General features: G+C 63.4%; 17 protein-coding genes and 2 pseudogenes. 7 read left to right on the forward strand and 12 right to left on the reverse strand.

What is annotated here, in order from left to right:
- Positions 1 to 30: 30 nt before the first annotated feature.
- Together HZ321_RS05165 and HZ321_RS05170 are read right to left on the reverse strand one after the other, a co-directional pair.
- Complete coding sequence (locus HZ321_RS05165; RefSeq protein ID WP_194303954.1) at positions 31 to 2,076, reverse strand: response regulator; 2,046 nt, start codon at positions 2,074 to 2,076, stop codon at positions 31 to 33.
- 40 nt (positions 2,077 to 2,116) lie between these two features.
- Entirely contained in the window at positions 2,117 to 7,849 is a 5,733-nt protein-coding gene (locus tag HZ321_RS05170; protein WP_181700859.1) for a hybrid sensor histidine kinase/response regulator, read from the reverse strand.
- 263 nt (positions 7,850 to 8,112) lie between these two features.
- On the opposite strand from HZ321_RS05170, the gene HZ321_RS05175 reads away from it, so the two are divergent.
- From HZ321_RS05175 to HZ321_RS05185, 3 genes are read left to right on the forward strand one after another with little or no spacing between them, the layout of a single operon-like run.
- Positions 8,113 to 8,484, forward strand: coding sequence for a MarR family transcriptional regulator (locus HZ321_RS05175; protein WP_181700861.1), 372 nt, complete (start codon positions 8,113 to 8,115; stop codon positions 8,482 to 8,484).
- Complete coding sequence (locus HZ321_RS05180) at positions 8,481 to 8,747, forward strand: DUF5985 family protein (protein ID WP_194303955.1); 267 nt, start codon at positions 8,481 to 8,483, stop codon at positions 8,745 to 8,747. Before HZ321_RS05175 ends, HZ321_RS05180 begins: the two co-directional genes overlap by 4 nt.
- An 11-nt stretch (positions 8,748 to 8,758) precedes the next feature.
- Positions 8,759 to 9,043 (forward strand): DUF5985 family protein, encoded by a 285-nt coding sequence (locus HZ321_RS05185; protein ID WP_181700863.1) that lies wholly within the window; start codon positions 8,759 to 8,761, stop codon positions 9,041 to 9,043.
- A 267-nt stretch (positions 9,044 to 9,310) separates the two neighbouring features.
- Here the strand turns inward: HZ321_RS05185 and HZ321_RS05190 are convergent, their stop codons facing one another.
- Entirely contained in the window at positions 9,311 to 9,538 is a 228-nt protein-coding gene (locus tag HZ321_RS05190) for a hypothetical protein (protein ID WP_181700865.1), read from the reverse strand.
- A 524-nt stretch (positions 9,539 to 10,062) separates the two neighbouring features.
- Between HZ321_RS05190 and HZ321_RS05195 the strand changes: the two are divergent.
- Positions 10,063 to 11,173: pseudogene (locus HZ321_RS05195) on the forward strand (TRAP transporter permease); the annotation flags it as partial.
- A gap of 38 nt (positions 11,174 to 11,211) precedes the next feature.
- The gene (locus HZ321_RS05200; RefSeq protein WP_181700867.1) at positions 11,212 to 11,586 is read left to right on the forward strand and encodes a DUF1850 domain-containing protein; all 375 of its coding nucleotides are present in this window, start codon (positions 11,212 to 11,214) and stop codon (positions 11,584 to 11,586) included.
- A gap of 92 nt (positions 11,587 to 11,678) precedes the next feature.
- Here HZ321_RS05200 and HZ321_RS21815 read toward each other — a convergent pair.
- The 3 genes and pseudogenes from HZ321_RS21815 to HZ321_RS05215 all read right to left on the reverse strand — a co-directional run.
- Positions 11,679 to 11,837 (reverse strand): annotated as a pseudogene (locus tag HZ321_RS21815) (transposase); the annotation flags it as partial.
- A 116-nt stretch (positions 11,838 to 11,953) separates the two neighbouring features.
- A complete protein-coding gene (locus HZ321_RS05210; RefSeq protein WP_181700869.1) occupies positions 11,954 to 12,790 on the reverse strand; it encodes an NmrA family NAD(P)-binding protein in 837 nt (278 codons plus the stop codon).
- A complete protein-coding gene (locus tag HZ321_RS05215; RefSeq protein WP_206682719.1) occupies positions 12,783 to 13,238 on the reverse strand; it encodes a nuclear transport factor 2 family protein in 456 nt (151 codons plus the stop codon). The genes HZ321_RS05210 and HZ321_RS05215 overlap by 8 nt, the downstream gene beginning before the upstream one ends.
- Before the next feature lie 57 nt (positions 13,239 to 13,295).
- Here HZ321_RS05215 and HZ321_RS05220 point away from each other — a divergent pair, with 57 nt between their 5' ends.
- Complete coding sequence (locus tag HZ321_RS05220) at positions 13,296 to 13,913, forward strand: TetR/AcrR family transcriptional regulator (RefSeq protein ID WP_181700871.1); 618 nt, start codon at positions 13,296 to 13,298, stop codon at positions 13,911 to 13,913.
- On the opposite strand, the gene HZ321_RS05225 is transcribed toward HZ321_RS05220, so the two are convergent.
- Complete coding sequence (locus tag HZ321_RS05225; protein ID WP_342343807.1) at positions 13,882 to 14,811, reverse strand: LysR family transcriptional regulator; 930 nt, start codon at positions 14,809 to 14,811, stop codon at positions 13,882 to 13,884. The two genes, HZ321_RS05220 and HZ321_RS05225, sit on opposite strands and share 32 nt — an antisense overlap.
- Positions 14,812 to 14,911: 100 nt before the next feature.
- Between HZ321_RS05225 and HZ321_RS05230 the strand changes: the two genes are divergently transcribed.
- Positions 14,912 to 15,688 carry an SDR family NAD(P)-dependent oxidoreductase gene (locus tag HZ321_RS05230; RefSeq protein ID WP_181700873.1) on the forward strand — a complete coding sequence of 259 codons (777 nt, stop codon included), beginning with the start codon at positions 14,912 to 14,914 and terminating at the stop codon, positions 15,686 to 15,688.
- A gap of 376 nt (positions 15,689 to 16,064) precedes the next feature.
- Here the strand turns inward: HZ321_RS05230 and HZ321_RS22055 are convergent, their stop codons facing one another.
- The 5 genes from HZ321_RS22055 to HZ321_RS05250 all read right to left on the reverse strand — a co-directional run bounded on the left by HZ321_RS22055 (position 16,065) and on the right by HZ321_RS05250 (position 20,880).
- A complete protein-coding gene (locus HZ321_RS22055; protein ID WP_483295036.1) occupies positions 16,065 to 16,265 on the reverse strand; it encodes a WYL domain-containing protein in 201 nt (66 codons plus the stop codon).
- A gap of 140 nt (positions 16,266 to 16,405) precedes the next feature.
- Entirely contained in the window at positions 16,406 to 17,362 is a 957-nt protein-coding gene (locus HZ321_RS05235) for an AraC family transcriptional regulator (RefSeq protein ID WP_181700875.1), read from the reverse strand.
- A 99-nt stretch (positions 17,363 to 17,461) separates the two neighbouring features.
- Positions 17,462 to 18,205, reverse strand: a complete 744-nt coding sequence (locus tag HZ321_RS05240) for an SDR family oxidoreductase (protein ID WP_181700877.1) — start codon at positions 18,203 to 18,205, stop codon at positions 17,462 to 17,464.
- Positions 18,206 to 18,438: 233 nt separating this feature from the next.
- Entirely contained in the window at positions 18,439 to 19,956 is a 1,518-nt protein-coding gene (locus HZ321_RS05245) for a winged helix-turn-helix domain-containing tetratricopeptide repeat protein (protein ID WP_280514450.1), read from the reverse strand.
- 231 nt (positions 19,957 to 20,187) lie between these two features.
- On the reverse strand, positions 20,188 to 20,880 hold the full coding sequence (locus tag HZ321_RS05250) for a gamma-glutamylcyclotransferase (protein ID WP_181700880.1): 693 nt from the start codon (positions 20,878 to 20,880) through the stop codon (positions 20,188 to 20,190).
- Between the last annotated feature and the right edge of the window lie 431 nt (positions 20,881 to 21,311).

The raw sequence follows: 21,311 nt of genomic DNA on the forward strand, positions 1-21,311 counted from the left end.
CGTTCGTCCCCGCCCCAGACCCCGTCCGCGTCAGATACGTGGAACGGCAGCGCGTCGCGTTCTCAGCAGCCGATGAATCGTGGCGAGGAATTCGCGCTCGTCATACGGCTTTCCGATGACGGGCACATTGCTCGGCCGGTTTGAGATCTCGCTGGTGTCAGCGTAGCCGGTGATGATCAGAACCGGCATATCTGCGCGGAGGTTGCGGGCAAATCGCACCACTTCAAGCCCGGAAACGATCGGCATCGCAAAGTCCGTGATGATCAGATCGAACCGCTGTGGTTCTTTCTCAAGGAGTGCCAGCGCCTCCCCGCCACCGGCGGCAGCAACGACGCTGAAGCCGTTCTCGCTTAGAATGGCGGCTGTGGTGTCTCGCACGAGCGGGGTATCGTCCACCAGAAGGATTTCGTACTTCTCGACCGACCGCTTGGGCTTCGGCCGGGATTGCTGTTTGGGCCCGGTTTTGTCGAGATCTACTTTTTCGACAGGAGATCGGGGCAGCCAGATCTCGACATTCGTCCCGCTGCCCACGAGGCTCGTGATAGAAAGCGTGCCGCCGGACTGACGCGCGAAGCCGTAGACCGTGCTCAACCCGAGGCCGGTGCCCTTCCCTATATCTTTGGTCGTGAAGAACGGCTCGATGACTTTCTCGAGGTTTTCCGAGGATATCCCACAGCCTGTGTCCGATACGGAAACCACGATGTAGTCGCCAGCCCCGACCCCAGCCGCGGTCTCGCGAACGATGGACCGGTTTTCCGCCGAGACCCGAACCGTGCCGCCATCGGGCATGGCGTCTCGCGCGTTGACGATCAGGTTCATCAGCGCGAGTTCCAGTTGGCCCGCGTCGACGTAGGCGGGCCAGAGGTTCTCGCCGACCGCCCACTCGAAACGGACGAGGCCACCCAGTATATGGCTGACCATACCTTCCATGTTGCCGCGCAGCTCGTTCAGGTGGACGACATCGGGCCGAAGATGCTGGCGGCGCGAGAAGGCGAGCATGCGGCGTATCAACTCCGCACCTTGTTCCGCGGCGTGGCGGGTCATTTCGACGATCTGGCGCACGTCGTCCGTCAGGGGCGTACGGCGCTCGACAAGGCGTAGGCCGCCAAGTACCGATGCAAGGAGGTTGTTGAGATCGTGGGCGACACCCCCGGTAAGCTTTCCGACGGCATCCAGCTTCTGGGACTGAACCAGGCTGTCCTCCAGCTGCCGCCGTTCCGTCACGTCGAGCAGGGTGCCGGCAATCCCGATGGGTTCTCCATCCTCGTTCCGCAGCAGTACGGCCTGGTCCAGAAAGTGTCTGTAGCGCCCGTCCGGACCCTGCCAGCGGTATTCGCAGACCGCGGCACCGCTGTTGAGCAGTGCTGCAAGAGTGTTCGAGCGAAGTATCTGGTCGTCTGGATGGATACGATCCGTCCAGACGGTTTGAGTATTGAGCTCGGTCGCCTGGTATCCCGTCAGGGTGTATAGGTCGCCACCCACGAAACGGGGTATGCGTCCGACGTCGTCGATCTTTTCCTCGTAGAGCGCCACCGGAAGAGAGCGGAGGATCAAGGCTTGACGTTCCTCCGCATGGCGTAGCGCCTTCTCCATCTCGAGGCGCTCGGTATTGGCACGCAGCGTTTCCTCGAGGAGACGTTGCTGCTGGACGGCGCTGCGGCGGATCTCCTGCGATTTGTCATAGAGGTCGACAAAAACAGAGACTTTGGACTTGAGGATCGTCGGATCGAACGGTTTGAAGACGTAATCCACCGCGCCCATGTCGTAGCCGCGGAGCATGTGCGCGTCTTCCTTGTTGATCGCGGTCAGGAAGATGATGGGGGTGTACCGGCTCTGCTCCCGCTGACGGATGAAGTGGGCGGTTTCGTAACCGTCCAGACCGGGCATGAAGACGTCGAGCAGGATAACGGCAAAGTCCTGCTTCAGGAGATACCGTAGAGCCTCCTCGCCGGAGTTTGCACTGACCACTTGGCCGACTGGATCGAGTATGGTTTCGATAGCGATGAGGTTCCGGTCGTCGTCATCGACGACCAGAATACGGGCCCGCGGCGAGGGCTGGGCGAACAGGTCAGACAATTCCGCTTCCGAGCTTTGAGGAAAGGGCACTTTTCTCTCCTCACTGCGGCATTGACAGGGTGGACCCCGCGATGCCGGTGCGATGCCTGGAGCGCCGGATCCAGACGCGTAGCAGCGCCAGGAGTAGGTCGATGTCGACCGGCTTGGCTACGTAGTCGGACGCGCCGGCATCAAGGCATTTCTGCCTGTCCCCTTTCATCGCCTTGGCTGTAACAGCAATGAGCGGAAGCTCGGCCAGCGAGGCCCTTCTACGGATTTCGCCCATCGTTTCGTAGCCGTCCATCTCAGGCATCATGATGTCGATGAGCGCGACGTCGATGCCTGGTGTGGTCTCCAGGATGCTGATGCCCTCACGCCCGCGCTCGGCGTGGAGCACCTCGATCCCGTAGGTCTCAAGCACGCTGGTGAGCGAGTAGATGTTGCGAATGTCATCATCGACAATCAGCACTTTCGCGCCGGATAGGTCCGACATGTCGACGAAGTCCGGCATGTCCCCAATGATACCAGCCTGCTCGCCGAGCGCTGCCGGTAGCATTGTTGAGAGATGCTGAATGGTATCCGCCCGATAGACTGGCGCGGTAAATGGGTTCTGCTGGGTAGCCTGGTCGACCGCGTCGCTGTGCGGGCCATAGATGACCAGGGCTTTGATCGGATCAATTTCTTCCCGCCGGCGGACTTCCGCCAGCACGTGGGCATTGGCCTTCACCGACCGTCCCAGACCAAGGACGAGTGCGTCGAAAGCGTCGAGGCGCAGTTCTTCCGCGGCCTCCGCCAGCGACGGAACAGCGCTGACCAACGTCACGCCGTCTCGAATCGCGTTGATCAGCATCAGCCGCTGGTCGGGATCGGCGTCACACACGAGAACACGACGCTGGATCCTGCCATTTCCGTTTCGAATGCCCTCGAAGATGGTGAAGAGCTGGTCCTGCGCGGCGGGTTTGACCGTTGCGCTCGCAGCGCCCTTGCTGATCAGGATGTTCACGTCGCTCGCACCGGAGATCACATGGATCGGGATCCGGCGCGTCTTCGCATCGTGGCGCAACAAATCGAACAAGACCCATCCGTCGATGTCGGAAAGACCCAGGTCCAGGCTTATGGCGTCAGGACGAACTTTGCGGGCCAACGCGAGAGTTCCTGCTCCAGCGAGCGAAACGACCCCCTTCAGGCCAGCTTCGCGGGCCAGATTGAGAAGGATCCTGGCGAACGTCGGATCATCCTCAACGATCAGGACTACTCTGTCGCCGGACTGGATTCCGTCCCGGTCGTCGACGATGTCGATCGGACCAGAAACCAGCGGCACGATCTCCCCTCCGCTGTTGTTCTGCCGGGACGGCGAGGGGTTGGACGGTAGCAGGATCTGCTGCGGAACGGCGTCGAGCGGGATGTAGAGGGTGAAGGTGGAACCTTCGCCCGGGCGGCTGCGGACGTGCAACTCGCCCCCGAGAAGGCGTGCGATTTCGCGGCTGATGGAGAGGCCGAGGCCGGTGCCGCCGTACTTCCGGCTCGTCGTGCCATCGGCCTGTTGGAAGGCTTCGAAGATCAGCTTCTGCTTGTCCTCGGGGATACCGATGCCCGTATCCGAAACCGCAATGGCGAGCGCGTTGGTGGTCCCTTTCAAGGTGGCGCTCGTAGCCGACCAGCCCTCGCTTGCATAGCGGAACTCCAGCACGACTCCGCCCTCGGCAGTGAACTTGAAGGCATTCGACAGAAGATTGAGGACAATCTGCTGCAAGCGCTTCTCGTCGGTGCGGATGGAGGCCGGCAGGCGCTCGTCCATCTCGATCGTGAAGGCCAGCGCCTTGTCCGAGGCGAGCTGCCTGAACGTCCGTTCCATATGCTGGCGAAGGTTGGACAGCGGCACCTCGCCGATCTCGATGGAGACGGTTCCGGACTCGATCTTCGAGAGGTCGAGGATGTCATTGATGAGGTTGAGCAGGTCGGTTCCTGCAGAGTTGATCGTGCGGGCGAAGTCGACCTGCTTTTCGTTGAGGTTGCCCTGCTGGTTGGATGCCAGGAGTTTTGAGAGGATCAGCAGTGAGTTGAGCGGCGTCCGAAGTTCGTGACTCATATTGGCCAGGAACTCCGACTTGTACTTGGACGTGAGCGCCAGCTGCTCCGCTTTCTCCTCCAGTGCGCGACGCGCCATCTCGATCTCGAGGTTCTTGTTCTCGACCTGCTTCTTCTCGTTCTCGAGCAACTGGGCCTTCTCTTGCAGCTCCTCGTTGGTGGCGTGCAGCTCTTCCTGCTTCTTGGTCAGCTCCGACTGTCGGGCCTGGAGCTCCGCAGTAAGCAGCTGTGACTGCTTCAGAAGGCCTTCGGTGCGCATCGTCGCTGCGATCGTGTTCAGCACGATACCGACCGACTCCATCAACTGATCGAGGAACGACTGGTGCGTCTCGCGGAACTCGCCGAAGGAGGCGAGCTCGATCACTGCTTTGACTTCGTCCTCAAAAAGCGCGGGGAGGATGATCACGTTTGCCGGCGGAGCGTCGCCGAGGCCTGAGGAAATCTTGAGATAGTCGGTCGGTACGTTGTTAAGCAGCATACCACGCTTGTCAGCCGCGGCCTGTCCGACCAGGCCCTCACGCATGCCGAACCGACGTTTCACCTTGCTGCCGTTCTCGGCGCCATAGCTGGCAGCGAGCTCCAGGTAGGTTTCGTTCTCCTCACGCCCTGTCACGTAGAAGACGCCGTACTGGGCATTCACCAGCGGCGCCAGCTCGGACATGATCAGCGTGGAAACGGTCGTGAGGTCCCGCTCGCCCTGCAACATGCGGGAGAAGCGGGCCAGGTTCGTTTTCAGCCAGTCCTGTTCCGCGTTCTTCAAGGTCTGGTCCTTGAGGTTGCGGATCATCTCGTTGATCGTGTCTTTGAGCGCCGCCATCTCGCCGGACGCCTCGACCGCGATGGATCGGGAGAGGTCACCCTTGGTCACGGCGGTCGCCACTTCGGCGATCGAGCGCACCTGGTTGGTCAAGTTGGCGGCGAGCTGGTTGACGTTGTCGGTCAGGTCGCGCCAAAGCCCCGCGGCCCCGGGCACGCGCGCCTGGCCGCCGAGCTTGCCTTCGATGCCCACCTCGCGGGCCATGTCTGTCACTTGGTCGGCGAAGGTGGCCAGCGTCTCGATCATGCCGTTGATGGTGTCGGCCAGCGCCGCGATCTCGCCCTTGGCATCCACCGACAGCTTGCGCTTGAGGTTGCCCTGCGCCACGGCGGTGACGACGTCGGCGATGCCGCGCACCTGGTTGGTGAGGTTGGTCGCCATCAGGTTGACGTTGTCGGTGAGGTCCTTCCAGGTGCCGGCCACGCCTTCCACGCGCGCCTGGCCGCCCAGCTTTCCTTCCGTGCCCACTTCGCGGGCCACGCGCGTCACTTCCGAGGCGAACGAATTGAGCTGGTCCACCATCGTGTTGATGGTATTCTTCAGCTCCAGGATCTCGCCCTTCACGTCGACCGTGATCTTTCGGGAAAGGTCGCCGCGGGCAACGGCGGTGGTCACCTCGGCAATGTTGCGCACTTGGCCGGTCAGGTTCTGGGCCATCGAGTTCACGTTGTCGGTCAGGTCCTTCCAGGTGCCGTCGACACCGCGCACCTGCGCCTGTCCGCCGAGCTTGCCCTCTGTTCCGACCTCACGTGCAACGCGGGTAACCTCCGACGCGAAGGAGTTGAGCTGGTCCACCATGGTGTTGATGGTGTTCTTCAGCTCCAGGATCTCGCCGCGCACGTCCACGGTGATCTTCTTGGAAAGGTCGCCCGACGCCACCGCGGTCGTCACCTCGGCGATGTTGCGCACCTGACCGGTCAGGTTCTCGGCCATGGAGTTGACGTTGTCGGTCAGATCCTTCCAGGTGCCGGCGACACCGCGCACCTGCGCCTGACCTCCGAGCTTTCCTTCGGTGCCCACCTCGCGCGCCACGCGGGTCACCTCCGAGGCGAAGGAGTTGAGCTGGTCCACCATGGTGTTGATGGTGTTCTTCAGCTCCAGGATCTCGCCGCGCACGTCCACCGTGATCTTCTTGGAAAGGTCGCCGGACGCGACCGCAGTGGTCACCTCGGCGATGTTGCGCACTTGGCCGGTCAGGTTCGCCGCCATGGCGTTCACGTTGTCGGTGAGATCCTTCCAGGTGCCGGCGACGCCTTCCACGCGCGCCTGGCCGCCCAACTTTCCTTCCGTGCCCACTTCGCGGGCCACGCGCGTCACTTCCGAGGCGAACGAGTTGAGCTGGTCCACCATGGTGTTGATGGTGTCCTTCAGCTCCAGGATCTCCCCCTTCACATCGACGGTGATCTTCTTGGAAAGGTCTCCGCGGGCGACCGCAGTAGTCACCTCGGCGATGTTGCGCACCTGTCCGGTCAGGTTCTGCGCCATCGAGTTCACGTTGTCGGTAAGATCCTTCCAGGTGCCGGCGACGCCAGGCACCTGGGCTTGGCCGCCGAGCTTTCCTTCGGTGCCCACCTCGCGCGCCACACGCGTCACTTCCGAGGCGAAGGCGTTCAGCTGGTCCACCATGGTGTTGATGGTGTTTTTCAGTTCGAGGATTTCCCCCTTCACCACCACGGTGATCTTCTTGGAGAGGTCGCCCGACGCCACCGCGGTGGTCACCTCGGCGATGTTGCGCACCTGCCCGGTGAGGTTCTCGGCCATGAGGTTGACGTTGTCGGTGAGATCCTTCCAGGTGCCGGCGACCCCGCGCACCTGAGCCTGGCCGCCGAGTTTTCCTTCGGTGCCCACCTCGCGCGCGACGCGCGTCACTTCCGAGGCAAAGGAATTGAGCTGGTCCACCATGGTGTTGATGGTGTTCTTCAGCTCCAGGATTTCGCCCTTGACGTCGACGGTGATTTTCTTGGAGAGGTCGCCCGACGCCACCGCGGTGGTCACCTCGGCGATGTTACGCACCTGACCGGTCAGGTTCTCAGCCATCAGGTTGACGTTGTCGGTGAGGTCCTTCCAGGTTCCGGCCACGCCTTCCACACGGGCCTGTCCGCCGAGCTTGCCCTCGGTGCCGACTTCGCGCGCCACGCGTGTGACTTCCGACGCAAACGAATTGAGCTGGTCCACCATGGTGTTGATGGTGTTCTTCAGCTCCAGGATCTCCCCCTTAACATCGACCGTGATCTTCTTGGACAGGTCGCCGGACGCGACGGCGGTCGTCACCTCGGCGATGTTGCGCACCTGCCCGGTCAGGTTGGTCGCCATCGCGTTCACGTTGTCGGTGAGGTCCTTCCATGTGCCGGCCACGCCCTCCACCCGGGCTTGGCCGCCGAGCTTGCCTTCCGTGCCCACCTCGCGGGCGACGCGCGTCACCTCCGATGCGAAGGATGCAAGCTGCTCCACCATGGTATTCACGACCCGGCCGATGCGCAGGAATTCGCCCCGCAGAGGCCGGCCGTCGATCTCCTCCATCATGGACTGGGACAAATCGCCCTTGGCCACAGCGCCGATCACGCGCGCGACCTCGGCGGTCGGTTGCACCATGTCCTCGATGAGGTCGTTCACCGATCGGATGCAGCTTTCCCAACCACCCGTCGCGCTGCGGATATGGCCGCGCTCGCCGATCCGGCCGTCCTTGCCGACCACCCGGCTCAGCCGCTCGAATTCGCTCGTCAACTGCTCGTTGACCTCGACGACTTCATTGAAAACCGCGGCGATCTCGCCATCGACGCCTCCATAGTCGTCGCCGAGACGAACCGAAAAATCGCCCCTGCGAAATGCACGCAGAACGTTCAGCAGCTCACGACGGTCTAGCTGCTCGCGTGGAACCTCGATGTTCATGCGCCCCCCGTATCCCGCTCGTCCGTGCACGGACGTAAATTAGTCTATTTTTTCGATCGACTATTCCGTTTTGCGACACGCCGGGAGACACCCGTAATCCCCGTACCCGGACGAGAGCCGCAATTAGCCGAGCCATAAACGTATGACGTAGACATAGGTTCCAGTTCCGGTGCACCCTTCTGGTCGTCGATCGTCCACAGTTCGCGAGTGAGAGATTCGGGAGAATACGATGTTGCTATCTAACTACGGGCCGCCTGAGCCCAATGACTGACGAGCTGCTGGATTTCGTCCGCGCTTCGTTCAGGAGTGTCTGGTCGTTGGAGGTCTTGTTGTTTCTCTACCGGTCCGGTGACCGGCGTTGGGCGCCGGGTGAACTCGTGGCGGAGTTGCGCAGCAGCGCGCAGGTGATTTCGGACAGCATCCGGTCGCTGGTGGTAGCCGGGTTGGTCGACGTCGGTCCGCAGGACGAGGTCCGCTACAGCGCCGCGTCGCCAGAGCTGCACGACCTGGTCATCCAAGTCGATGACGTTTACCGGCGAATGCCGAGCGCAGTCCGAAGGGCGATCATACAGACCGGCAGCGATAGGCTTCGCATCTTTGCGGACGCGTTCAGAATGAGGAAACCACCGCAATGATCGAGTTGCTCAAGGTCGCTATCTATATCCTGTGCCTGGGCACCGCGGCTGTTTGTTCGTACCTGTTGTTGCGCGGCTTCCTACAGACCCGGATGCGTCTTCTCGCTTGGAGTGCGGTCAGCTTTCTGCTGCTCGCGGTGAACAGCCTGGTCGTGGTGCTCGACATCGTGGTGTTCCCCGACGTGAACCTGCTTCCGGCCCGTCATGCGGCGTCGCTGCTCGCCGTCTCCATCCTGCTCATCGGACTTGTGTGGGAATCCTGACAGGAGTCGTCATGTTCCAGTTCGTCTCCGGCCTGATTACGATGGGTTTTCTCGTGGCGGGCCTATTTTTTATTCGGTTCTGGTTCAGAACGAATGACGGGCTCTTCGCCGCATTCGGCGCCGCCTTCTGGCTTCTGGCCCTGAACCAAGCAATGGTCGCTCTCTCCAACCTACCAACTGAAGAACGGAGTTGGTTCTATCTCCTTCGGTTATCGGCTTTCGTTCTGATCATCTTCGCCGTAGTGCAGAAAAATAGAAGAGTTTCGAGCGATAAAGCCCTCCGCAGACACAGATGAGGCTCGATCCTTTGATCTGTAGGCGCAGCACCAACGAATTGATCATTTAGATTGGCTACGAACTCTAGCCGCTGAGCCTGCAATGCGATCCAATTGTCTAGCGCCGCCGCATTGCTTCCAACGGGATCCAGTCACAGTCTCCTGCTCTGCCCATGCCTCATCGCGCGCAAGAATAGCCCGATTGCAAGCGGCAAAGGCTAGGGCCAGCGGCAATGAGGATCGACGCGGCCTCACAACGATGATGGATCGATTCAAAGAATGCTGGTTTTATCCGACAACTTCGATGACGCCGCTATGCAAGACTCCATCGTTTGGAACCCGGATGGCAAACGCATCGAGATAGGAGTGTTCGCCGGCCGCTGTCGGACGCACGCAATAGCCGAAGCTCGACCCTGTCGTCTGTCCAACCTTGAACGGCTGGCGTTTAACCGTCGTGGAGGTGTTGCCGTTCCAGACGACCTGCAGGCGATCGACCGTCGCCAGATGACGGCGCACGAAGACCGACAGTCCGGATCGGGCGAAGATTGTGAGCTGACGAAAGGCAGATACTCGCTTTCGTGGAAGCGGGCAGCTTCGAACAGCGTCATGTAGATCGTCGCTCCGGGTCGCGCGAAGATCCGTGCTTGTTCCATGTTGGAGGCAAGCGGCCGCGTCCACCGTTCTTCCGGGACGTCGTAGGCAACCAGTGTGGCGCGACCGGCCTGCGGGATCACGCGGACGCTCCGCTCTGGTCCCGGCACGATGCGGCCGTCCTTCTCGAGTGCGATGTCGCATATCCCTGGCTCCCACGTGATCCGAAACGCCTGCTGCGGCGCGGTCACTAGCTTGAGGCTCGACTGGGGCAGAGGCCACAGCGGTTCGACGGTTTGGAGAGGGGTTCGCCCCGCAGCTAGGCGGCGCCGGTTTCCGGCACTGGCGGCGATAGCGTCGATCCCGTGGCTTCCACACCCTTTGCTAAGAAGAGGTCTGCGGCTGCATCCAACAACTATCCAGTAGGGCAGCACCGTAGACCTCAGGAATTCTGGATGGTGCACCTGGAATCCGGCCGCCTCGGCCTTGCCGGCCTGCCGAAGGCGGATCTGCCGAGCCCGCTCGGAGCGCTGCGCGCGCGCTGGTACCTGATCCTGCCGCTGATCGCGCTCGTCTGGCTCCTGTTCTCGGGATACACGCCGCTCTTCGCCGGAACGGTCGGCCTCGGCCTGACGGCGCTGATCATTCTCGGTGTCGCTCGCGGGAACGATGACGCTCCCCCTTCGCGTGCTGTTCTGGATCGCACTCGGCCTCCTCTCGGCGGCCGGCTTCTCGACGAGCCTTCGCGTGTTCGGCTTGGAGATCCGCGGCGTCACCGCGATCCTAGGTCTGACGGTCGTCCTCATCCTCGTCAATTTCCTGTTTCGGGGCGGCCGCGCGACCCTGCAGCTCTGTCTCTCAAGCCTCGCCGAAGGCGCCCGCAACGCACTGCCGGTCGGCATTGCCTGCGCCCTCGTCGGCGTGATCATCGGATCGCTGGTGCTCACCGGTTCAGCCACCACCTTCGCTCGGCTCGTCGTCTCGGTCGGTGAGAACTCGCTGTTCCTGTCGCTGCTACTGACGATGGTTGCCTGTCTTGTCCTCGGAATGGGAATCCCGACCATCCCCAACTACATCATCACCTCGTCCATCGCGGGGCCGGCGCTGCTCGACCTCGGCGTGCCGCTGATAGTGAGCCATATGTTCGTGTTCTACTTCGGTATCATGGCCGACCTCACGCCGCCGGTCGCGCTGGCGGCGTTCGCCGCGGCGCCGATTGCGAAGGAGAGCGGGATGAAGATCGGAATCCAGGCGGTTCGGATCGCCGTCGCCGGCTTCGTCGTGCCCTTCATGGCGGTCTATTCACCCATGATCATGCTGCAGGACGGCGGGCCGCTGGCCGAGGGTATCGGTTTCTGGCCAGCCGTCGCTTACACCGTGACCAAGGCGGTGATCGCTATCGTGCTCTGGGGTGCGGTCGCGGTCGGCTGGATGGACGACCGGCTCGCCTGGTGGGAGCGCCTTTGGGCGTTCGGCGCCGCCGCGCTGCTGATTACGGCTCTGCCGGTCACTGACGAGGCAGGCTTTGTCGCATCGGCCGTCTTCCTGGTCTGGCGCTAGAATGCCGCACGACGCCGGCCGGTTGAGATGTCGGCGCCATGACCGCGCTTTGCATCATCGCGGGCGGGGTGGTGGGTCGGATCGCAGCCGCCTCCTTCACACTCGGGTGGATCCACAGCATCGAGAAGACCCCGATCGAGGACGCCTGGGTCATCGAAGGCAACGATCTTCGCGTCGTTGAGAGCCGCATTAAAGGTTCGGGCGCCGGCATCGAGCCGGGAGACAACGCTTGGATAGAGGGCGGCTGGATCGTCTGGACTCCCCGAAGTGGAACCCGAACGGAGATCGTCCTGCGCCGTTCCGGCGCTCCCGGAACGGGTGACTGGACCATCTACACAAACGGGAGATGTGTGCCACTTGGCTCGTTGGTTCCGGATGATGCGGACCCGGTGGTGCTCCGAGCTTGTCGTTGAGCTAGTCGCGTCCATGGCTGCTCCTGACCCGAAGCGGACGCAAGTGCTACTCCAACATTCCTGTAGTGAGTGTTGCAGATGGCGAAGGGCCTGCCAGCAGAGCTTTGGCTCGCCTGCCTTTTCCAAGCGTTGATCACCGTTTGATGGACGCCGTGCTTGGCAGCCAGTGGCGCCGCCGTCATCTCGCCCCGGAACGCCTCCAGCGCCGCCTTCGCCTTGAACTCCGTAGAATGACGCTTCCTCTTCCCCGTCGTCGGGTCCGTCTTCTCGCAACCGAAACCGAGCTTGGCGGGCTGTCCGGTTTTCGGGACCACCTCAATGCAGCCACAAGACTGACGCGACCCCGGCTGTATGAAGCAACCGCTTGTCACTCTCCGCGAAGGACCACGCGATGTGCTTCCAGAAATGACTGGAAGGAGTGCGGCGGACGTCCGGTCATCTGCGCAACCTCGTTGGTGACCCTATCCTCGGATCCACTCGCGATCGCCTCATCCATCCCTGCAAGCATGGGTGCGTAGTCCTCCGGAAGACCGATGCCGACGTAAAGCCGGGTCAGTTCCGAGATTGACAGCTTGCGATGGCGGATGGGGCGGCCAACCACTGCCGATATCCTGGCCGCAACATCGTCGTAACTCAGTGCTTCGGGGCCAGTGAGGACGTGCTCGCCCGAGTCGATGTGCGGCCGGGTCAGGGCCGCGACCGCCACGGCGGCGATATCCCAGGCGTCGATGAACGGCACGCGACCGTCCTCCGTTGCCGAAGTGATCGAGTCCTCATGCAAGATGGACGGGAGTCGTTCCGTCACGAAGTTCTGCATGAACCAGCTCGGCCGAAGTACGCTCCATCGAGGAGCGTGGTCGTGCAGCCATGCGTGGACTTCGCCCATGAGGGGGCCGCCCATTACAAGCGAGGATGCGCTCAACAGGACCAGCCGACCCGGCACACGCTGAACGGCGAGTTCCAGGAAGTGCAGCATCGCGCTCAAATGATCTGTGCGGTCGGTCGGGGCGACGAGGTAGACGCCCTGAGTTCCGTTCAGTGCTGCTTCGAAGGTGCCGGGGTCGCTCCAATCGAATCGAACCTGGTTCGCGCCAGTCGGTCGTCGCGAAGCAATGCGAGGCTGCACACCGCACTCGGCGAGCTGCTGAGCGACAAGTCGGCCTGTTTTTCCCGTGCCGCCCGTGACAAGGACCCGCTCAACCATGGTCCGCACCATCACCGATCAGCGCGTCGACAACCGTGGAGCCCCGTAGCGCCCGCAGCACCACAAGCGGGTTCCAGTAGTCGCGGTAGTGAACGATCTTGCCGTCCCTGAGACGGATCACCGAGATATACTGTTGATCGTAAGGCTCGCCTGTCTCGACACCTTTGCCGTGGCCGGTGAATTCCAGAATGAAGACGTCGGGGTCGGTCGAACTGTGAACGACCGGCTCACCCATGCGATCGAAGGCAAGCATGCCGCCGAGGTTCCGCAGATGCTCCGCGATGGCGGTTTTGCTCTCCAACCGGGTGACCATTCCCGGCGGCGCGTATGGGAACTCCATCACGACATCGTCGGCCACCATGTCCACGAAGCTGTTTGCCCTCGCGTCCAGTCTATTGCCCAGACCCTTGCGCAACATGTCTGAGAAGCTTCCAATTTCGACTGTCATCACCTATCTCCTTGTCGTCGAGACGCTCGTGTCTCGACGTTAGATAGGAAGCGCTGGATGGAACGCAAGGGTTCCGACGACTTCGATATGCCGGCCCGTCGTCCGACCGGAGCTGCCATCCGGCGGCCTGAGGTGACCGATGCGCTGACACGGGTGTTCTTCGAGGAGTGGGCACGCCACGGATATGCCGGCCTCAGCCTGGAACGAGTCGCCCGACGGGCTGGCACGGGAAAGGCCGCGCTTTATCGTCGTTGGCCCGACAAGGCGACGATGGCCAGCGAACTCCTTTCGAAGGTTGGACTGCTCTTGACCGACGTCCCTGCGCAGTCGTCGCTGACGGACGACCTGCGGGTCCTGCTCTTCGCGATCCGCCGCGTGCTTCGCCACCCCCGGATACGTCGAATCGTCGCCGATTTGCATTCCGAGATCGGGCGAAACCCGGCGCTCGAGGAAGCCATTCGGCCGTTCCAGAGAGACCGCCGCGCCCGCATCAACGGAATGATCGATCGCGCTGTCGCGCGCGGCGACATGTCGGTGTCGTGCGACCGGGAAACCGCCGCCGACCTGATCGCCGCACCGCTGTATTGGCGAATGGTGGTGACCGGAGGTCGAGTGGATCGCGCCCACATTGAGCGGCTCGCCGCTAGCCTCGCGGCAGCACTGCGGTCGTGTTGACCGCAGCATGACGAAGGTGATCGATCAGTGCCCGCAGGGGAGCGGACATGTGGCGGCGGCCGGAGTAGTAGAGGTGGAAGCCGGGCGTTGGCTGGCACCACCCGTCCAGCATCCTCACCAGCCGTCCGGCGGCGATGTGCTCGGCGAGCACGTCCTCAAGCAGGTAAGCCACCCCGGCACCGCCAAGAGCGGCCGCGACGATCAGGTTGGTGTCGTTGACGGTCAGCGGCGCCTCTACGGGCACCTCGAAGGCATCCTCGCTTTGTCGCTGGAACCGCCATCGATATGTTGAGCCGTTGTGGGCCCATCGATAGTTGATGCACCGATGCTGTCGCAGGTCGTCAGGGGTTTCCGGAATTTGCCGCTTGGCCAGGTATTCCGGCGACGCAACGACAGCGCCGCGAAGGTCCGGAGTGAGACGGATCGCTATCATGTCGCCCTGAACGCGTTCACCGGGCCGGACGCCAGCGTCGAACCCGCCCGCAACGATGTCGGTCAGGCTGTCTTCGACGACAAGGTCGAGAGCGATTTCGGGGTAAAGCTCCGAAAACCTCGGAAGGTGCGGGGCGAAGACGACGTCGGCCGCCAGTCGCGGCAGGTTGATCCGGAGCCGACCGCGCGGCCGCTCGCTAAAGGCGCCCACGGCCGTGACCGCGGCCTCCAAGTCCGCGATCGCAGCCGTCACGCGGACGAGCAATGCAGCACCCGCTTCGGTCACCGCGACGCTGCGGGTGGTTCGGTGGAGGAGCTTGGCTCCTAGCCGATCCTCCAGGGCCCGGACGACATGGCTAAGCGCAGAGGGACTGACCCCGAGGACAGCCGCTGCCTTGCGGAAGCTGCGCGCTTCCGCGACGGCGGCGAACGCCCTGAGTTCCGCGAATTCCGTTCCCCGCATCATTGCTGCGTCCTGCTCAACAACCCATGCTGATTGTATTGCATTGTTTACAGATCGAGCCAGATCCAACTTCGGCTCATCACGTCATCCTGGAGTGAGGCAGATGAGCGAGCGGAAAGATTGGAGACCGATGGCGGGCAGGGTCGTCCTGGTTACTGGGGGAGGCACGGGGATCGGCCGCGCCGCCGCGCTGGGCCTGGCAAGGAAGGGTGCATCGGTCGTCGTCGCAGGCCGCAGGCAGAGGGAACTCGACGGGGTCGTCGCGGAGATCGGCGCCTTCGGCGGGTTAGCCGCGGCTATCGCCGCCGACATCTCGGACGAGGCACAAGTGTCGTCATTGGTAAAAGGCACCGTCGAGCGGTTCGGTCGGCTCGACGCAGCGTTCAACAACGCGGCGATAACCAGCTACGGCCCGATCGAGAAGGTGACCGCCGCAGAGTTCGACAGCGTGATGGCGACCAACGTCCGAGGCGTATGGTTGCTGATCCAGCAGGAAGTCATCGCAATGCGCACTCACGGAAGGGGTGGCGCTATCGTCAACACGTCCTCGATCGCAGCTACGGGCGGCAACGCCGGGCTGTCGGCGTACGGTGCCGGCAAGGGCGCGCTCGACGCCATGATCCGGCATGTCGCCCTCGAAGTCGGCGGCGACGGGATCAGGATCAATAACGTCAGTCCGGGGCTCACCCGGACCCCGATGACAGACGGAACCCCGGACCAGATGTGGGACGCCGTCGCCCGTCATACAGCTCTGAAGCGGATTGCGGATCCGGAAGACATCGGCGACGTCGCCGTTTGGCTGTGCACGGACGAAGCCCGGTTCATAACAGGGCAGAGCATCGTGGTGGATGGCGGCTACAACATCTCGGGGATGCGGTGACTACCTGACCTGGGATGCTCAGCCACACGGGCCGGCGCCGCTTCCGACCCGTGCTTCCAGATCAGATGGAAACCATCCTTGTCCGCTGGAAGATTTGGCCTGTGTTCGAGACGGCACTTGCGAGCCGCTCCCCCTGGCAACCGGCCTGGGACCAGTGCTCAAAGTTGATTTTGGGTCAAAGGCCGGGTCGACTTACTCATGCAGACGCGAACCACGCGATTCAGCCCACCTTTGGCGACACTGACGAATTTTCAGACTTCCGAGTGTTCAGATGCGTCAGATACACCCGAAGCATTGACGCACGTCTTGGGCGGAAGCTCATATTGGTCAGGGAGAACTCGATGATCCGATCTGTTCGAATCATGCGAAGCGCTTCTCACAAACAACACCACGCTAACACGGTCAGCATTCCTTCCGTATACATTACCTCAAGTGGCAGGATAGCCCGCTCGGTAACGGAATGACCATTATCGGTGTATTGAATGATGAGAGCATTCTCTTTCCAGCACGCCTTTCGAATCGTATCCGGGTCGCTGGCCGATGGGAAACGGTTGACGGGCCAATAGACCTGTGAGATTGCGTGGAAGAGAGGTTGATCACCTTCGTCCGGGAATGATTATCAATCGTCCAGGATTCGTCAGGGCGGCCGAAGGCGGCCCGGCGGTGCCCGTGGCCGGTGCGGAGGGTACCGGCGGATGCTCCGCCCGCCGGGCTCCGCTAGGCGACCGTTGGCAGTGGCCCCTCGTCCTCGGCGGCGCCCAGCCGCATTTCCCGGGCGAAGCTGCGCGGCGGCCGGCCGACATTCTTCCGGAAGGCGGTGCTGAAAGCGCTGGCGGATTCGTAGCCGATCGCCAGGGCGAGTTCCTCCAGCTGCATGTCACCCTTCCGGAGCGCATCCCTGGCAACGGCCATCCGCCACTGGATGACGTATTCCATGGGCGGCAGGCCGACCATCGCCGAGAAGCGTTCGCTGAATGCCGACCGGGAGAGGCCGGCCTCCCGCGCGAGGTCGCCGACGGTCCAGCGGCGCTTCAGGTCGGCGTGCAGGCACCGGAGCGCCCGGGAGAGATTTGGATCGACCAGGCCGCGGAGGAGGCTCGGCCCGCCAGAGGCGTCGGGCTTGCCGCCGGCATGGCGCAGCGCCTCGATCAGCATCACCTCTATCAGCCGTTCGAGGATCAGATCCCGGCCCGGGCGGCCGGAGAGGGCCTCCTCCGTCGTGAGGTCGATAGTGGCCGAAAGGCGCTTTGCCGTCGGATCGCCGGCCCGAACGTGGACGAGGCTCGGAAGAAGGTCTGCGAGGAGGGAAAGGTTCGCGGACTCAAAGCGGAAGTAGCCGCCGAGCATCTCGAAATCCGGAGCGCTGTCCCGCCCCCCGTGCCGGACTTCCGTTAGGCGCCCGGACGGGTCGGGGTCGCCGTCGATCGGTTCGACGGACGGATCGCTCGTCATGACGAAGCCGGGCGCCGGCGGCATCAGCACGAAGTCGCCGGCGGAAAGGACGACCGGCGGCGAGCCGTCCGGGATCAGATGGCAGGAACCCGCGAGAACGAGGCCGTAGCCGGCGACGTCCACCCGCGGATAGCGCACGGCCCACGGGCCGGCGGCCGCGATCAGCTTGGGACGGACGACCTGGGGCCGGAGGAGCGTGATAATAGCCGTGAGGGGTTCCATGGCGAAAGGTCCGGGGTCGGCTGACGACTCCGGCCGCGCCGTCCGGCGCGGCTGTCGTCAAGGGCGCGGCTTCCGCGGCAGCCCTGCCCTGTGCAACGGTCAGGAGGCTTCCGCGAGGGCCACCGCATCGGCGCCTGCAGGGTAGCGCAGCCGGTCGCTGCCGTCCGTTGCCGCGGCGAAGACCGCCTCTGCGACGTCCAATTCCCGCGTCGTTAAGGCGGGCTCGGCGAAGCCTGCAAAGATCGGTGCGGCGAAGGCAGCATAGGCCTCCGGGATCAGGTCCTCGACGCGCACCTCGGTGTTCTCAGCGAAGCGGGTGGTCGGGGCGTAGCCGGGCTCGACGAGCTTCACCCGGACACCGAAGTCAGCGAGTTCGTGCGCCAGCGACCCGGTGAAGCCCTCGATCGCCATCTTGCTGGCGGTGTAGGCCGCTGCGAGCGGCATCGGCGCCAGCGTCACGCTGGAGGTGACGTTGACGATGGTGCCGGCCCGCCGTGCCCGGAACTGCGGGATCACCGCCTGGGTCATGGCCATCGCACCGAAGGTGTTGGTCTCGAACACCTTGCGGACGTGGGCCATAGGCGTCGCCTCGAAGGCGCCGACCACGCCGATCCCGGCATTGTTGACGAGGACGTCGATCGGCCCGGCTACCTGAAGCGCCGCGGCGATGCTCGCGGGATCGGTCACATCGAGGGCGACGAGCCGGATGCGGTCGGAGGGCGGCAGGATGCCGGCACGCGGCCGGCGCATGGTAGCGATGACGGTCCAGCCGCAGTCGTGGAAGTGACGGGCGGTCTCCAGGCCGTAGCCGGAGGAACTGCCGGTGATTAGCACGGTCTTCATCGGGATCTCCTCGTTATTCGACGAGATCACGGTAACGAACCCGCCACGGACGATCTATAATCGATCGTCTGCCACAAATTACCAATCGTCTGATTAAAGTCAAATAAGAGTGCGCCAACCCAAACTTCGTAGGCAACAGCGGGGAACCCGGAACCCCGCTGTTCCGTGATCTGGAACGGCAAAAGCACGGCGGCAGGTGCAATGCAAGGCGCCCAAGGAGCCGCACCAGCCGTTCATAAATCCGCCTTGAACATTTCTCGGATCCCGGTCACGACATGATCGAGTTCCATCTGGCGCTCGAAGGCGATGCCCCGGGTGGCGTAGTCGATCGGGTCGAATCCCGGGTCGAGCATGCGCATCCGGGCAAGGGTCTCCCGCGCATCGGCGAGGTTTCCGGCAAGGGTTTGGGACGCTCCAAGACGAGCGAGGCCCCATGATCCGAGCCGCGGAATCCTGAGGAGTCGGTCGGCTGCCCCGGCGTAATCGCCGCGCAGATAGAGCGCCATGGACCGATCGAAGTGGTACCAGTCGGGATGAAGCGGGTTCAGACGGACGGCCCGGTCCATCCATGCGATGCCTTCTTCGATCCGCCCGCGCAGCACGAGCAGGTAACCCATCTGGGCGATGGTGTCCGCATCATACGGGTTCAGCTCCAAAGACCGCGCTACATGGTGCTCGGCAGCCGCATGCTCCCGGAGATAGAGGCGGACCAGCCCCAGGATGCGGTGCGTTCGCGCTTCTTCGGGCGCAAGGTTCACCCCGGTCGAAGCAAGGTTGAGAGCCGTCACCAGTTCCGTCTGGCGGCTCAGGCCGTACCGACCGAGGATCACGGTAGCGAGGGCCAGATAGGAGTGAACGAGTCCGTAGAGGGGATCGAGGACGAGCGCTTCGGACAGCACCCGGTGTGCGATCCGGTTGTCATCGGCACCATAGCCGCGGAGAAACGCCATGCCCTGCAGCAGGAGATCGTGCGCACGCCGATCCGCGGGCGGCTTACGGGCAGCGAGGCGTAGTGCAGCATCCTCGACGCGCGACACGAGGCGGCTGATGACCTGCCTTGCGATCAGGTCTTCCAGGGCCAGCGGATCAGGATCCACAGCCTCGATGCGGTCGGCCCAAACCAGGCTGCCGTCCGCCGTATCGATGATCCGGATGCCGACTTGAACAGTGCCGTCGCGTCGCTCGACATGCCCATCTACGATATGGCTCGCGCCCAAGGTGCGGCCGAGCAATCGCGGGTCCGAACGGTCGGATTCAGCGACCGCCGCCGCCGTCGCGCGCGCAATCACAGGCACCATCCGGAAGCGGGCGAGCCCGTTGATGATCTCGTCACACAGGGAGAGCGCGAAGCTGTCGCTGGCGCCGACCGTCCTATCGTCGAACGGCAGGACGACAATGGCCATTTCGTCGCCACCCGGGCCAGCCGAGGACGCCTCTGGCATGCCGGGGTCGAAGAAGTAGCCCCGTCCGGCAACGGTCCTGATCGTCGCCAAGCCGGCTTCCCCGAGCGCCTTTCGGATTTCCCGGATCGCCTGTGTCAGGGAGTCCTCGGTCACGATGGCATCGGGCCAGACCGCGTCCAACAGCTCGCCCTTCGGCATTACACGCCCGGGACGGCGCGCCAGAACCGTCAGGAGATCGAAGGCCTTGCGGCGCAAAGGAACGTCCTCACCTTGCCTCTGCAAACGACCGGCGGAGAGGTTCAGGACGAATCCCCGAAAGTGAAGCGTAGCGTCCGCATCCGGTGGCATCCTGTCCCCCAGACCTGACCGTTTATCCTTTGAAGAGTCGCCTCAGCTTGAGCGGTTGGTCAACCTTGCACGTGGGTGCAGAGGCGCTGGCCTGATGGGCCCTCGTATTCGGCGCTGGAGCGCCGACAGCGCTCGTGCAGCACAGATGCTCCAGATGGGCGTTCCAGTCGTGGCAAACGGCGTCTGCCATGGGCGCTGCCAGCAATTCGAAAACGTCGTGCCCGGTCGCGGTCATCGTTCCGTCCCCCTCTCCATCAAGGAACCCGCGGCGATGCGGCGGGCCACCATCGCCTGTAGAGACCAGAGCCTGCCGTCGCGGATGCCCCGCCGCTCGAGGCTCTCGACGGTGCGGTAGAGATACTCTGCACAGGAGCCCGCATGTCCCACGGCCGTTGCGAGCACGTCCGCAACCTCATGATCGGGAAGCGGACCCGTGTAGGCCGGACCATCCCGGCGCGCGCAGAAGGCGATCGCCCGTCGCGTTTGCCCCCCGGACTCGACGGAAATCCAGCGGGGCAGGTTCGAACTCGTTCGGCTCGATATCTCGCGGCGCAGGAGGGCGAGAAGCCCGGGCCGCAGCTCCGTCTCGGGAAGCCGTTGGAGGATGCCCCGGCAGCTTCCCCCTCGGTCGAGGACCATCATGAGGCCCGGTCGCTCGGGCGTTCCCCGCCACCGGGTCAGGCGTAGGCGAAACGCCCGATGCCAGCCCCGCGCGACGGCCGGGGCTTCTGTCGACGGCTGGAAGGCAGGCTTCCACAGAAGAGAGCCGTAGGCGAACACCTCGATCGGTCCCTCTGCATCGGCCATGAGCCGATTGGCGATCGCCTCGTAATCACCGTCGTCCATCGAGGCGGAAGAGGCCAACGGTCCGGGGTCCGCGATCGTGCGCAGCGTGCTGGCGACCAGTTCGAGCGTAAGATCCATGGGAGGTTCTCCTGACCTGCTCCCATGGTCTCGCAGGCATGGGAGCGCCGTCCCGAACACGCCCTGAAATTTTTCTGAAATTGTGGGCTGAGCAAGCGCTACCGTGGGAGCGGTATTCCACAGGCGGGGATACACTCGCGCAGTCCCGGTGCTCGGAATGATCGCCGCCCGTGCAGCATGGCCCGCCGACGATCCGGACGCGTTCGAGCACCGCCATCCCGACCTGCCGGCGCACCATCCGCATCTCGCCGCGACGACGAACGGCCGCCACGTCCACGACGTGGTGATCGATGCCGAGCGCCCGGCTTGGCCGGAGCGGCGACGAGCGACATCGCCGCCGGCTATTGCCGCTGCGGACGGGCCCGGCCGGGCACGAGGATGCAGCCCAGCACTCCGTTCCTCCGCACCGCATGCACGACGGCGGCAGCGAC

Origin of the sequence: Chthonobacter albigriseus (assembly GCF_013839445.1) — a bacterium.
Taxonomy (GTDB): domain Bacteria; phylum Pseudomonadota; class Alphaproteobacteria; order Rhizobiales; family Pleomorphomonadaceae; genus Chthonobacter; species Chthonobacter albigriseus.